This is a genomic window from uncultured Thiocystis sp., assembly GCF_903866365.1.
Lineage (GTDB): Bacteria > Pseudomonadota > Gammaproteobacteria > Chromatiales > Chromatiaceae > Chromatium.
Genome location: NZ_CAIPNF010000227.1, coordinates 1 through 12,950, shown reverse-complemented (window position 1 = coordinate 12,950; position 12,950 = coordinate 1). Strand labels below are relative to the sequence as shown.

At 62.5% G+C, this 12,950-nt stretch carries 9 protein-coding genes and 1 pseudogene; 8 read left to right on the top strand and 2 right to left on the bottom strand.

Annotation, left to right across the window (positions count from 1 at the left end; genetic code table 11):
* Window positions 1–542 (bottom strand): ProQ/FINO family protein (locus tag QZY07_RS12680; protein WP_295403135.1); only part of this gene is annotated, 542 nt, incomplete at its 3' end.
* A gap of 36 nt (window positions 543–578) precedes the next feature.
* Entirely contained in the window at window positions 579–1,082 is a 504-nt protein-coding gene (locus QZY07_RS12675; RefSeq protein ID WP_295403132.1) for a DUF2939 domain-containing protein, read from the bottom strand.
* Between the two features lie 252 nt (window positions 1,083–1,334).
* Between QZY07_RS12675 and QZY07_RS12670 the strand changes: the two genes are divergently transcribed.
* The 8 genes and pseudogenes from QZY07_RS12670 to QZY07_RS12635 form a co-directional block, all read left to right on the top strand.
* The gene (locus tag QZY07_RS12670; protein WP_295403130.1) at window positions 1,335–2,132 is read left to right on the top strand and encodes a hypothetical protein; all 798 of its coding nucleotides are present in this window, start codon (window positions 1,335–1,337) and stop codon (window positions 2,130–2,132) included.
* Entirely contained in the window at window positions 2,122–2,685 is a 564-nt protein-coding gene (locus tag QZY07_RS12665; RefSeq protein WP_295403128.1) for a DUF1788 domain-containing protein, read from the top strand. Before QZY07_RS12670 ends, QZY07_RS12665 begins: the two co-directional genes overlap by 11 nt.
* Window positions 2,686–2,720: 35 nt before the next feature.
* A complete protein-coding gene (brxC, locus tag QZY07_RS12660; RefSeq protein WP_295403125.1) occupies window positions 2,721–6,182 on the top strand; it encodes a BREX system P-loop protein BrxC in 3,462 nt (1,153 codons plus the stop codon).
* Window positions 6,179–6,859 (top strand): hypothetical protein, encoded by a 681-nt coding sequence (locus QZY07_RS12655; protein ID WP_295403123.1) that lies wholly within the window; start codon window positions 6,179–6,181, stop codon window positions 6,857–6,859. Before brxC ends, QZY07_RS12655 begins: the two co-directional genes overlap by 4 nt.
* A gap of 7 nt (window positions 6,860–6,866) precedes the next feature.
* The gene (locus tag QZY07_RS12650) at window positions 6,867–10,262 is read left to right on the top strand and encodes a DNA methyltransferase (RefSeq protein WP_295403120.1); all 3,396 of its coding nucleotides are present in this window, start codon (window positions 6,867–6,869) and stop codon (window positions 10,260–10,262) included.
* Window positions 10,259–11,560 (top strand): AAA family ATPase, encoded by a 1,302-nt coding sequence (locus QZY07_RS12645; RefSeq protein WP_295403117.1) that lies wholly within the window; start codon window positions 10,259–10,261, stop codon window positions 11,558–11,560. Before QZY07_RS12650 ends, QZY07_RS12645 begins: the two co-directional genes overlap by 4 nt.
* On the top strand, window positions 11,557–12,279 hold the full coding sequence (locus QZY07_RS12640) for a hypothetical protein (protein WP_295403114.1): 723 nt from the start codon (window positions 11,557–11,559) through the stop codon (window positions 12,277–12,279). The genes QZY07_RS12645 and QZY07_RS12640 overlap by 4 nt, the downstream gene beginning before the upstream one ends.
* Window positions 12,276–12,950, top strand: a pseudogene (locus QZY07_RS12635) (BREX-1 system phosphatase PglZ type B); the annotation flags it as partial. The gene QZY07_RS12640 and the pseudogene QZY07_RS12635, both read left to right, overlap by 4 nt.

Sequence of the window (12,950 nt, the reverse complement as noted above, 5' to 3'; positions counted from 1 at the left end):
CGCGGCGTTCCGGCGACCAATGTCCGCCGATACTGCCCCAAGGCGGTGTAGCGTTGCAGCGCCAAGCGCACGGCGAGCGACGGATGTCCGGCGGCGATCAGATCGCGATGGATGCCGATCTTGAGCGGGCGCGGTTGACCGGGATCGAAGGCGGCGGGAGACGCCGCGATCAGATCCAGCGGATGCGCGAGCAGACGGCGGGCGACCTTGGCCTCAGCGGCACTGACCGTGCCCGACGGTTGACCGGCAAGATCGATCCGTGCGGCGTCCTTCAGTAGGTTTTGCAGATAGGCCGGCTGGTTCAGCCAGGCGAAGAGGGCACGGTCGAGGGCTTGGCGCAGGCGATCCCGCGCGGTTTGACGCTCCGTGCCCGGCGACAGACGCAGCAGGTCATCCCATTCATTCAGTGCCCGCCAGAGGTCGCGTTGAATGTCGCGCTTGAGCGGGCGCGGATTGCTCAGATCGAAACAAGCCGGGTAGCGCACGGACAGATCGAGCGCAGACGTGGATGCGGCTGGCGGGTCGGGGTTCGGTTCGGTCATGGTTTAACGGCTCTCTGCAAGCGTCAGGACGGTTCGTCAATGGGCAAGCACGAGATTCACGATCCGCCATGACAACCCGTCACGCCTTAACACGAATCGAGTTTCCTTGCCTTCGTCGTCGGGCACCCAGACGGAGAACTGACTGAACGAGTCATAGGAATAGCGCGCATTCTGCAATAAGTCCGCTTCCTTGGGTGGCGGTCCGGTGTCCGCTGTCACGGTTTGCTTGACGAGGGATTCGGACGGTCGATCCCCTTCCATGACGTGCGCCAGTCCCGCCGGCGTCACGAAGGCATCGACGATGCCATCGACCATCGTGGTCGCCAAGCCCGCCGCCAGTGCGCCCAGGGGATTGTCCTTCAATTCCCCGGTCGTGTTGTGCATCAGGCGCGCGTTGATCTGAGCCTTCAGATTCTGCCGCAACGTCGGAAAATCGACCTTGGCCGCGAGCCGGTCCGAATCTTTTTCGACAATGCCGGTCTTGATGTCGGCAATGGCGAGAGACGGTCCCGCCGCCACGTAGCCAAGCAGGGCAATCATGGCGACCTCTCTGATGCCGATGCAATCCTACTCAGTGAAGCCTCTCTGCCCCAGATCAAGTATTCTTCGTGCTGCGAGCGTCAGCCCCGATCCATTGGCCAGTCACGGTTTTTGGGGTATGGTGCGACACGATCTGGGTCACTCGACAGGCGACAGCCTACCGGGCGTGACTGAACACGCCGACGAGGCCATTGATCATTCATCCATTCCGTCAGGACGATGATCCACTATCCGTTTTGATGTGAGCACCGCTTGACCAACGAAGAATCACTCCTGGGCACCTTGGGCTTTCGTTTTGGCCGCAATGGCCCCCATGCAGCACGGACGATGATGCTCGATGACTTGCGGGCACTGCTGGCGCAGGTTCCCGATGAGGCATTGCGGGCTGACTACGACGACGCGATCGTCAACCGGAACCTGCTCGGCAAGCCAACCAAGAAAACGCGCGAGTTGGCCCGGCGGCATTTGACGACGCTATATGGTTTGGATCCCGGTAATCCGCTTTTCCGTGCGCTGCGGCGTCTCTGGCCCCTGGATGCCGTCGCCCAACCGCTCTTGGCCTTGGTCGTCGCCCTGGCGCGCGATCCGCTACTGCGGCTGACCCGGCCCCTCGTTCTGAAAAAACAACTCGGCACCGTGCTTCCTCGCGAGGAGGTCGAACACTGCCTGGCTCAAGGCGACCCGGACCGTTTCAGTGCGGCCTCGCTCAAGTCGTTTGCCCAAAACGCCTCGGGCACCTGGACGGCGGCGGGCTTCTTGAGCGGCCGTGTCCGCAAGCTCCGCACGGCGCCCATGGTTCGTCCCGAGAACGTCACGCTCTGTCTCTTCCTCGGTTATCTTGAAGGCCAAACCGGGCAGCGTCTCTTTTCATCATCCTGGATGCAGTTGCTCGGAGGCGCCCTGGACGAATTGGAGACATTAACGGGAGTCGCCGCTCGGCGCGGCTATCTCGTGTTCATGGATGCCGGCGGGGTCAAGGAGGTCCGCTTCCCGAACTACCTCACCGCAGACGAGGAACGCCGACGTCAGGAGGTGGCGGGTGTCATCTAGGGTTAGCAAACTGCTGGCGGCCTACCGTCAGCATCTCACGGTGCCCTGGCAGGCGGGTCTGGCCGCCATCCAGCGGGTGATCTTCGCGGTCTACGACAAGACCGACGAGCTGCGCCTTCGAACCAACGTGGAAGAATTTGCCCTGGCCACGCAACAGGCCGGCAAACAATGGCTGTTGATCGATGTCACCAATGCCTTTCCGGACTGGATGGTCGCGCAGGAATATCGCGATGCCTATTTCGAGTGCCCCGACGACCTCGCGGGCTATCACACGGGGGAGCTGACCGAGTTCGCGACCGACCTCATCCAGACCCTCAAGGCGCGCCTGGCCACCGATGCCGGCCCCGACACCCTGGTCGCGCTGCTCGGCGTCGGCGCATTGTTCGGCGTGGCACGGGTTTCCTCGCTTGTGGAAGGCATCAAGGACGCAATCCCCGGCCGACTGCTCGTCTTCTTCCCCGGCGAACATCACCCCGAACACCACAGTTACCGCTTACTCGATGCGCGCGATGGCTGGAACTACCTGGCCGTGCCCCTGGTGGCCAGGGACTGACACCGCCCCATCCAGACTCAACTCAGGAATTCAGCATGCTGAACAGGGACATCTACACCACTCCGCCGAAGGAGAACCGCCTCGTCAACAACGGTGTCGCCGAGGTCTCCGAAGACCACTCCGACGCCGCCCAGGCCGTTCTGCGCTATGAGCTTGAGACCTTCGTCTGCGATGGCCAGTACGAAAATGGCCTGGAAACCATCCTCGACAAGTTCCTGCTGAACCTCGATTCCAGGACCGAGCAACCGGGGGTCTGGATCTCCGGATTCTTCGGTTGCGGCAAGTCGCACCTGGCCAAGATGCTGCGGACCCTCTGGACGGACGATGGCTTTGCCGACGGTGCGACCGCGCGCAGCATCGCCAAACTGCCCAGCGCCATCGTCGACCACCTCAAGGAACTCTCCATCCAGGGCAAGCGCCACGGCGGTCTGCATGCCGCCGCCGGGAAGCTGGGGGCGGGCGCGGGCGACAAGGTGCGTCTGGCCTTGCTGGGCATCGTGTTCAAGTCCAGAGGATTGCCCGAGCAGTACAACCAGGCCCAGTTCGTCCTGTGGATGCGGCGGGAAGGCATTCTGCCTCAGGTGGAAGCCGCGCTGCGGCAGACTGGCCGCTCACTCGCCCAGGAACTGCCGCATCTCTATGTCTCCAGCCATCTGGCCAGGGCGCTGCTCATGGCCCGGCCCGACCTGGCGCACACCGAACAGGACGCCCGCAAGTTGCTCAAGGAGCAATTTCCCCAGGTCACCGATGTGACCAGCGAACAGATGACCACGGCGATCGACACCGCGCTCGCGCGCGATGGTCAGTTCCCGCTCACCCTGATCGTGCTGGACGAGGTGCAGCAGTACATCGGCAACGACGCCGAGCGCGCTTTCCAGGTACAGGAGTTGACCGAAACCCTGTGCAAGCACTTCAAGGGCAAGCTGCTGTTCGTCGGCACTGGCCAGTCCGCGTTGTCGGGCATGCCGAACCTGCAGCGCCTGATGGGGCGCTTTCCAGTGCCCATCATGCTCGGCGACTGGGACGTCGAGAACGTTACCCGCCAGATCATCCTGGCCAAGAAGCCGACGGCCCAACCCGAGGTCGAACGCATCTGGCAGGCGAATCTGGGCGAGATCTCCCGTCACCTGCGCGGCACCAAGCTGGAGCATGTCGCGGACGACGAAGCCATCATGACCGCCGATTACCCGCTGCTGCCGGTGCGCCGCCGCTTCTGGGAACGGGTGCTGCGGACCATCGACACCACGGGCACCGTGTCGCAACTGCGCAGCCAGTTGCGGGTCGTGCACGAGGCCGTGCTCGCCACGGCGGACGCGCCCCTGGGTCACGTCGTCGCGGGCGACTTCCTGTACGACCAGATCGCCGCCAACCTGGTCTCCACGGCGCAATTACCCAAGGAGGTCTTCGAGAATGTCCAGCGGTTCGCCGCCGGGGAGGCCGATGCCCCGCTCAAGGCCAGGGTGCTCAAGCTCATCTATCTCATCAACAAGCTCCCCGCGGATACCGTGCTGGACATCGGCCTCAAGGCGACCGAGGAGGCCCTGGCGGACTTGCTGGTCACTGACCTCGCGGCCGGCTCCGCCGAGCTGCGTCACCGGCTGCCTTTATTGCTAGACGAGTTGCAGAACCAGGACCGTCTGGTCATGGCCCTGGCTGGCGGCAGCGGCACCGAGTACCGGTTGCAGACCCGCGAGTCGAGCGCCTGGTACGACGAGTTCCGCGCCCAGGAGGCCGAGCTGAAGGCGGCGCCCCAGCGCGTCGAGCAGAAGCGCGCCGACTTGCTCAAGGCCCGTTTCGCCGAGGTGCTCAAGACGGTGCGTGTCGTCCAGGGGCAGGACCACGTCGAACGCAAGCTCACCCCAACCGACGACGACACCCTGCCCAAGGACCACGACCGAACCCTCTACCTGTGGATCCAGGACGGCTGGCAGACCGAAGAGAAATCCGTGATCGCCGAGGCCAGGGCCAAAAGCGCCGACAACCCCACCCTGTTCGCCTTCCTGCCCGCGCAGCACAAGACCGATCTGAGCAACGCCATCGTCGCCCTGGAAGCGGCGCGTTCCACCCTGCAACGCAAGGGCAGCCCCGCCACCGAAGAAGGCCGTGACGCCCAGCGCTCCATGGAGAGTCGCCAGCGCACCGCCGAGAAAGACCTGGGCGATTTATTGGACAAGCTGTTGGCCGGCGTGCGGGTCTTCCAGGCCGGCGGCCAGGAGGCCACCGACGGCCACGACCTGGCCGAGTGCCTCAACCGCGCGGCCAATGCCTCGGCCATCCGCCTGTTCAGCCAGTTCGATACGGCCGATCATGGCCACTGGAGCAAGGTGCTCGACGAGGCTCGTAAGGGCAGCCTGGAGGCATTGAAGGCGGTGGGTCACACCCGGGAAGCCGACCAGCACCCCGTCTGCCAGAAGCTGCTGGCCTACATCGGCCCCGGCAAGAAGGGCGCCGAGATCCGCGATCAGTTCGAGGCCCCGCCGTTCGGCTGGCCGCGTGACGCCATCGACGGCGCGCTCTACGCCCTGCTCGCCGCCGGCCATCTCAAGGCCCACGATGTCAGCGCCAAGGCGGTGGACGCCAAGAGTCTGGATCGCAACAAGCTCACCCAGGCCAGTTTCCAGCGCGAATCCATCACCATCACGCCGCCTCAGCTCATCAAGATTCGCCAGCTCTTCAGTACTGTCGGGGTGTCCTGCCAGCCCAAGGAGGAACTGGCGAAGGTGCCCCTGCTGCTCGCCAGGCTCCGTGAACATGCCGCCAAGGCCGGTGGCCCCGCACCCGCCCCGGAGGTGCCCAAGCCGACGCTGATCGAGACCCTGGAAGGGCCGTCCGGCAACGCCCAGTTGCTGGAGATCTACACGCGGTTCGATGAGCTCGTTGGTCTATCGAAGCAGTGGACCAGGACGGCCGAGGAGATGTCCAAGCGCCTGCCCAACTGGACCCAGCTCGGCGAGTTGCTACACCACGCCGCGACCCTGGGACCCTGCGCCGCGTTTAAGGTCGAAGCGGACGCCATCGCCGCCCAACGCTGTCTGCTCGCCGACCCGGATCCCGTGCGACCCCTGCTCGACCAGGTGGTCGATCTGCTGCGCCAGGCGCTCACCGCGAAGCTGGATGCCTACCGAACGGCCTTCCAGGAACAGCAGATTCTGCTGGAGGGCGATGCCGATTGGGACCGCCTCAGTGACACCCAGCAGGCGGAATTGAGCGAAAAATATCACCTGACTCCGCTTGGCGACATCCCGCTCGGAACACCCGAGCAACTCCAGGACGCGCTGGACGACTGCGATCTCGATCACTGGGTGGCCAAAACCCAGGCACTGCCGAGCCGTTTCGAGGCCGCCCGCTATGCTGCGGTGCAGTTGCTCAAGCCCAATGTCGTCCATGTCACCATTCCACGGCGCACGCTCAACGATGAGACGGAACTGAAGGTCTGGCTAGCGGAGGTCGAGGACTTGCTGATCCAGAAGCTCAAGAATGGACCGGTGGCGCTATGAAAGTCATGCCTTGGGATAGGAAGAAGATTTCCGAGAAGACCCTGGAGCTGAACTTTGCCAGCCAACTTAATCATCGGATTGGCGGGAATTTACTGTGGTTTGGACTCACGCAAAAGCAGGAAGCCGAGGCCGGATTCGACATTGCGACCAGGGTTGGCCAGGATATGTTCATTGTACAAATGAAGGCATCAGCAAATATCCTGAAGAAATCCAAAGCCAGGCAATTCAAAATTCCCCATGATCAACTTCAGAGTCTTCTGCGTCTTCAACTTCCGCTCGGTCATGTTTTTTACGCCTTCCCATTAATCGGGACGACACAGGATCTAGCAACCCATCAAGATGTCGTCGGCAATACTTGGCTCTGCGACATTACACTCCTGAAAAATGTCGATGAACCGTTGACAAGGACCGGAACGCCTCGAAAAGATGGATGCCATTATGTCCAGGTGACCCCTGCTGAAGCGCCGATCTCTCCCCTTGCTGCAGGTCGTGCTGTTTTTCATTCGAAGCCGGTCACTGTCGATCTTGTGCTTCCTGACCAAGCATTGACTCGTGACCCCATTGCTGGAGAAAGAGAAGGCAACCTTCTTTCAAGGATGGACGGCAGTTTTGAATTTTTTTGGAGCCTATTCGAACTGTTTCAGAGCAAAGCCTTAGTCATTATCCGAGTCGGTTAGTACATTCATGGTCGCACTGCAAAAGAACTTTCGCTCCCAGCTCGAAAACACCGTCAAGACCGCCCGCGAGGTGGCCGAGCAGGCCGCTCGCGCTACCCTGGACCAACTGGCGGTCGGCGAGGCCAAGGCCCCGGACTATCTGACCGACGCGCACAAGGCGCTGCGCCGCCGACTGCGCGCCCACGGTCGCGCGCTGGGCGACCTCAAGGCACGGAACGACACCCAGGGCGTGCAGCACCTGATCTGGGAAGTCACCTACGAGCACTGGCACCGCATGCTGTTCGCCCGCTTCCTGGCCGAAAACGGGCTGCTGATGTGGGAGCCGGGCGCGCCGGTCTCGCTCGACGATTGCCGCGACCTGGTGGACAACCACCCGGACCTGGCCATGGGCGCCAAGAGCCAGTGGGAGCTGGCCGGCAAGCTGGCCGCGCGCATGCTGCCGCAAGTGTTCAAGCCGCAAAGCCCCGTGTTCGAGCTGGTCTTTGCACCCGAGCACCAGCGTGAGTTGGAGCGGCTGCTCGCCAACCTGCCCTTTGATGTCTTCCAGGCCAGCGACAGTCTGGGCTGGGTCTATCAGTTCTGGCAGGCCAAGCGCAAGGATGAGGTCAACGCCTCCGAGGTCAAGATCGGCGCCGACGAGCTGCCCGCCGTCACCCAGCTCTTCACCGAGCCTTACATGGTGGACTTCCTGCTCCACAACTCGCTCGGCGCCTGGTGGGTGACGCGCCATCCGGACCAGCCTTGCCCGGTACCGCTGACCTACCTGCGCCGGTTGGACGACGGTACGCCCGCCGCCGGCCGGTTCGAGGGCTGGCCGGACGCCCTGGCCGACTTCAAGCTGCTGGACCCCTGCTGCGGATCGGGTCATTTTCTGGTTGCCGCCTTCCTGATGCTGGTACCTATGCGCATGGCCGCCGAGGGGCTGAGCGCGGGTGACGCTGTGGATGCCGTGCTGCGCAACAACCTGCACGGACTGGAGCTGGATGCCCGGTGCGTGGAGATCGCGGTCTTTACGCTGGCGCTGGCGGCGTGGCGCTTTCCGAACGCGAACGGCGATCCGCTTGGCGTGCGGCCCGAGATGCCGGCGCCCAAGATTGCCTGCTGCGGTCTCAAAGTGGCGGCGAGCGCCCAGGATTGGGAGGCGCTGGTGCCGGACGACGCGCCCCATGCGGAACATGTGCGGGAGGGTTTGCGACGGCTCCACGACACCTTTCGGCAAGCGCCGCTGCTTGGCAGTCTGCTCGACCCAGGCCGGGAACACGAAGGCGATCTGTTCGCGCCCGATTACGAACTGCTGAAAGGGCTCTTGCGGCGGGCGCTGCACACCGAGCAGCAATACAGCCTCTGGGACGAGACCGATTCCATCTGGGATGTCGCCGTCAGCGCCCAGGGCTTGCTGGAGGCTGCCCAGCTTCTGGAGGCGCGCTATCACCTGGTGATCACCAATGTGCCTTATCTGGCGCGCGGCAAGCAGGGCGACGCGCTGAAGACCTACTGCGCCAAGCACTATCCCGAGGCCAAGAACGATCTGGCCAATGTGTTTCTGGAACGCTGCCTCGAACTCTGCGTCGTAGACGCGGCTTCCAGCCGCGTCAGAACGCGCCAGGATTGCGCGTCTACAGGCGTCGTCCAGATCGTCATGCCGCAGAACTGGCTGTTCCTGACCAGCTACCGGAAGCAGCGCGAGAGTCTGCTCAAGCGGGTGAGTTGGAATCTATTGGGGCGGTTGGGCATGGCCGCTTTCGAGATCATGGACTGGTGGGCCTTCAACGTCATCTTGCTGACTCAAACCAACGCACCAGCGGCTGAGGGGTTTGAACTGCGAGGAGTGGATGCCAGCGCGCCGAGATCAACCGAGGAAAAGGCGGAGTTGCTGCGCGGTAAGGCTCAGGTGGTGTTGGTCAGCCAACAAGATCAACTTAAGAACCCAGACTTTCGCATTCAGCTCCATGAGCAGAGTGAATTCCTGCTTCTTGGCAGCTTCGCCTCTTCTCAGCAGGGAATAACAACTGGAGACCTAAACCGATTTGGAAGATGCTTCTGGGAAGTCCACCTATCGCAAGATTGGGATTATTGGCAAGGTACAGTTGAAGAAACGCAAGATTTTGGGGGTAGGCATCGAGTCTTGTATTGGCAAAGAGGGCATGGTGAATTAGCTGGATTCGAAGGGGCGACCCTACGCGGCCAAGAGCATTGGGGAAAGCGTGGCGTATTAGTATGTCTAGTTGGGCGTTTGTATGTCACACGATCTTATGGTGATAAGACAGATGATACTTGTGCTGTCGTTTTTCCAAATTCAGGAACGGATCTGGCGTCGATTTGGTGCTACCTTTGCTCTAGCTGTTTTGCAGAGGAGATGCGACGAATTGACCAGGGTTTGAAGCCGCCCCCGAGCACACCGCTGAAGATTCCATTTGACTATGGCCACTGGCAACAGGTCGCCGCCGAACGCTACCCCAACGGCCTCCCCAAACCCTATTCCGACGACCCGACGCAGTGGCTCTTCCATGGCCACCCCCAGCCCGCGACCGACCCGCTGCAAGTCGCCGTCGCCCGTCTGCTCGGCTACCGCTGGCCCGCCGAGACCGACGCCGAGATGGAGCTCGCCGACGAAGCCCGAGCCTGGATCACCCGCTGCAATGCGCTGTCCGACCACGTCGATGACGACGGCATCCTCTGCCTCCCCTCGGTCCGTGGCGAGAAGCCCGCCCACGAGCGCCTGCTCAACCTGCTGATCGCCGCCTGGGATGAGGCTTCGACAGGCTCAGCCCGAACGGGCGCTGGTTGGAAACCCTGCACCCTCGACAAGCTGCTCGCCGACGCCGGCTGCGCCGGCAAGGGCCTGGAAGTCTGGCTGCGCGACAGCTTCTTCGAGCAGCACGCCCGGCGCTTCCACCACCGCCCCTTCATCTGGCACGTCTGGGACGGGCTCAAGGACGGCTTCGGCGCCCTGGTCAACGTCCACCAGCTCGACGCCAAACACCTGGAGCGCCTCATCCACACCTACCTGGGCGACTGGATCCGCCAGCAGGAGACCGGCGTGCGCGACGGCGTCGACGGCGCCGAGACCCGCCTGGCCGCCGCCCAGAACCTCAAGCACCGCCTGGAGCTGATCCTCGAAGGCGAGAAGCCCTATGACATCTTCGTGCGCTGGAAGCCGCTGACCGAGCAGCCCATCGGCTGGAATCCTGACCTCAACGACGGCGTGCGTCTCAACATCCGCCCCTTCATGACCGCCGAGGTGCTGCGCCACAACAAGAAGCCCAAGCTCAACATCGAATGGAAGAAGGATCGCGGCAAGGATGTCGAGAGCGCGCCCTGGTTCCCCGTGTTCAATGGAGAGCGCATCAACGACCACCATCTGACGCTGGCCGAGAGGCTGGCGGGGCGGGGTGAACGATGAGAATCGATCGTCTCAGCGTTAAGAACTTCCGTTGTTTCGAGGATGCGGAATTTGATTTCTCGCCGGGGTTCAATCTGTTTGTTGGAGTCAACGGCTCTGGCAAATCTTCACTGTTGAGAGCCGTTGCAGCGAGTCTGGCCGAACCCCTCAATGGCTATGCCGGCTATCGTGTCGGAATCCATGCGCAGGATGAAAACGCACGCATCATCCTACATGCGGTGGATGGCAAGGTTCGCTATGAGGCTTGTTATCCGGTTCGGTTGGAGGCAACAGGCCTGATTGATGGGGAACATCGCGCATGGTGGGTGGAGAAATCCGGTCCTGGTCGGGATCAGAATAATTATGAGAGAACGATCTCTTCCGCCTTGGAGAATATCGCTCTAGCAATTTCTCAGGGCGAGAAAGCTGCGCTTCCGATCGCGGCGTATTACGCGCCTGAACGGTCATGGCGGCTGAGTCAGATTTCGGCGGAAAGCGCAGTCCGTCAGAAGGAGTCGAGACGAAACGCCTATCAGAATTGGGAGAACGCGGCACAGGACGTCAAAGCGCTCGAATCATGGGTTATTGCGAAGACGCTGGAGCGGCTGGAATCTTTGACCCAATCCACGTCGCATGCTAATCGAGACGTCTCGGAGGGCGAGCTGGATCTGGTCAACCGTGCCGTGGTACAGGTCTTGCCCGGTTCGCGTGGGCTGCGCTACGACATCACGTCACGATGCCTCGTGTTCGATTGGCAAGAGCGCGATCCCACGCCTTTCGATACGCTGAGCGATGGGCAGCGCAGTTTAGTCGCACTCGTCGCGGATATCGCCAGACGCATGGCACTCGCGAATCCGCAGCTTGGCCGGTATGTACTAGAACAGACACCAGGGATTGTCATGATCGATGAGCTGGATATCCATCTACATCCTTCCTGGCAGCGCAGCTTGCCAAGTTTGTTGAAAACGATCTTCCCATTGGTTCAATTCGTCACGGCATCCCATTCGCCTCAGATGATGGGTGAACTCGCGCCGGAAGAGATTTGGCTGATGCGTGGGTCGCAGGTATTAGGCCATCCTCCTAGGTCATTCGGGCTGACCACAAACGAGGTGCTGGAAGAGCTGATGGAAGGCCTGGCGCGCAACCCCGAGGTGACCGCACAGCTCGACACCATCCATCGGCACATCGACGACGACCGGCTGACCGAGGCGCAAGCCGCGCTGGACCAGTTGCGTGCCAAGATTGGCGACATTCCCGAGGTGCTGGCCGCGCAGGCGTCCATCGACAGTTTGGCTTGGCTGAAGGACGAGGAGGCATGAGGAGCATCGTCAAAGGCGCCGAGCCACGGGCACTGATTCAATGGAAGGCGGATAATGCGCAGACCCCCGAGAACCTCGTCTACGGTCGCGGTGGATTTCCGGGGGAGGCCGTGCGTGCGGCACTGCTGGCGGAGCAATTCCATCTGTGTGCCTACATCATGATGCGTCTGAAGACGGCCGCTGAGTGTCGGGCACAGGGCCGTGATACAACCGATGCCTGTCACATCGAGCACCTGCTTCCGCAGGCACGCAAGGTACCGGGAGAGGACATCGATTACCGCAACATGGTGGCCTGCTATCCGCCCAGCAGCTCCAAAGTCGCCTGTGATTTTGGCGCCCGAGCAAAGGGTGATTTCGATCCGGCGGCCGGGTCATTCGTATCCCCAGTCTCACCCGGCGCCGAACGGCATTTCGAGTTCGATGAGTACGGCGGTGTCACGGGCCGAACCCCTGCGGGAGCCGAGACGATTCGAGTCCTGAGGCTGGACCACCCGGCCTTGGTGAATGACCGCGCGGCTGTCATCCGTGGCGCGTTGCGCCCCAGAGGTCGCCCCTTGTCGGCCGCTGCCGCGCGACGCCTGGCCACGGAGATCACGCATCCGAACCAGGAAGGATGCCTGCCAGCCTACTGTGTCGCGGTCGCCTCGGCGGCTCTGGCCTTGGCCGCCCGCGCAGAACGGCGAGCGGCCCGTCTACGCAAGCAGGACAGCACACGATGACCACCCTGCTCGATGCGCTGCGACAGAGTCTAGCGGCCGCGGCCAAGATCAACCAGGCCGTTCAGGCTAATCCGGCCGCCATCCTCTGGACCGATGCCGACCGACAATGGAGTCCGGTTCTAGCGCGGTTGCGGCAGGCGCTTCCCGGTCTGGCGAGCCTTGGGGATTATCAGCCCGAGATGCACCAGGGGCCGGCGATCTGGCTGAAATGCGCTGTTGCTGGACTGGTGCCGGAGGTGGCCACCAGCCAGAGTCACTACACTCTCTATCTGCCCGGCGTCAGCCGCGCGGATCTGCGCGCCATCGAGAGTTGTCCACTTGCACTCCAGCCGTTGGCGGAGCTTCAGTATCGAGGGGTGTTCTGGAGCCAGGCGAACGGCCGGGACTGGACGCTCAATGCCTTCCTGACCTCCAGGAAAGGCGGCTTGGGCCTGGACGTCGCGCAGGACAAGGTCACTCAGGAGGCACTCGCTCAGACACTCCAGGCCGGTGTCCTGCTTGACCGCTCGATCGATGAACTCCAGGGGCGGCAGATCAACGCCGAGTGGCTGCACAGTCTGCTGGCGCCAAACCCCACGCGAGACCTGCTGGTGTGGATGAACGACCCCGAGGCGGCCCAGAAGCAATGGGGTAACACCCGCTGGAGCGTCTTCCTGAAACGCTGCAAGGCG

What these genes read in the sequence shown, in the direction of transcription:
- QZY07_RS12650 (WP_295403120.1), top strand. Translation starts at nt 6,867, where the DNA reads ATGGTCGCACTGCAAAAGAACTTTCGCTCCCAGCTCGAAAACACCGTC.
- brxC (WP_295403125.1), top strand. Translation starts at nt 2,721, where the DNA reads ATGCTGAACAGGGACATCTACACCACTCCGCCGAAGGAGAACCGCCTC.
- QZY07_RS12655 (WP_295403123.1), top strand. Translation starts at nt 6,179, where the DNA reads ATGAAAGTCATGCCTTGGGATAGGAAGAAGATTTCCGAGAAGACCCTG.
- QZY07_RS12645 (WP_295403117.1), top strand. Translation starts at nt 10,259, where the DNA reads ATGAGAATCGATCGTCTCAGCGTTAAGAACTTCCGTTGTTTCGAGGAT.
- QZY07_RS12640 (WP_295403114.1), top strand. Translation starts at nt 11,557, where the DNA reads ATGAGGAGCATCGTCAAAGGCGCCGAGCCACGGGCACTGATTCAATGG.
- QZY07_RS12675 (WP_295403132.1), bottom strand. Translation starts at nt 1,082, where the DNA reads ATGATTGCCCTGCTTGGCTACGTGGCGGCGGGACCGTCTCTCGCCATT.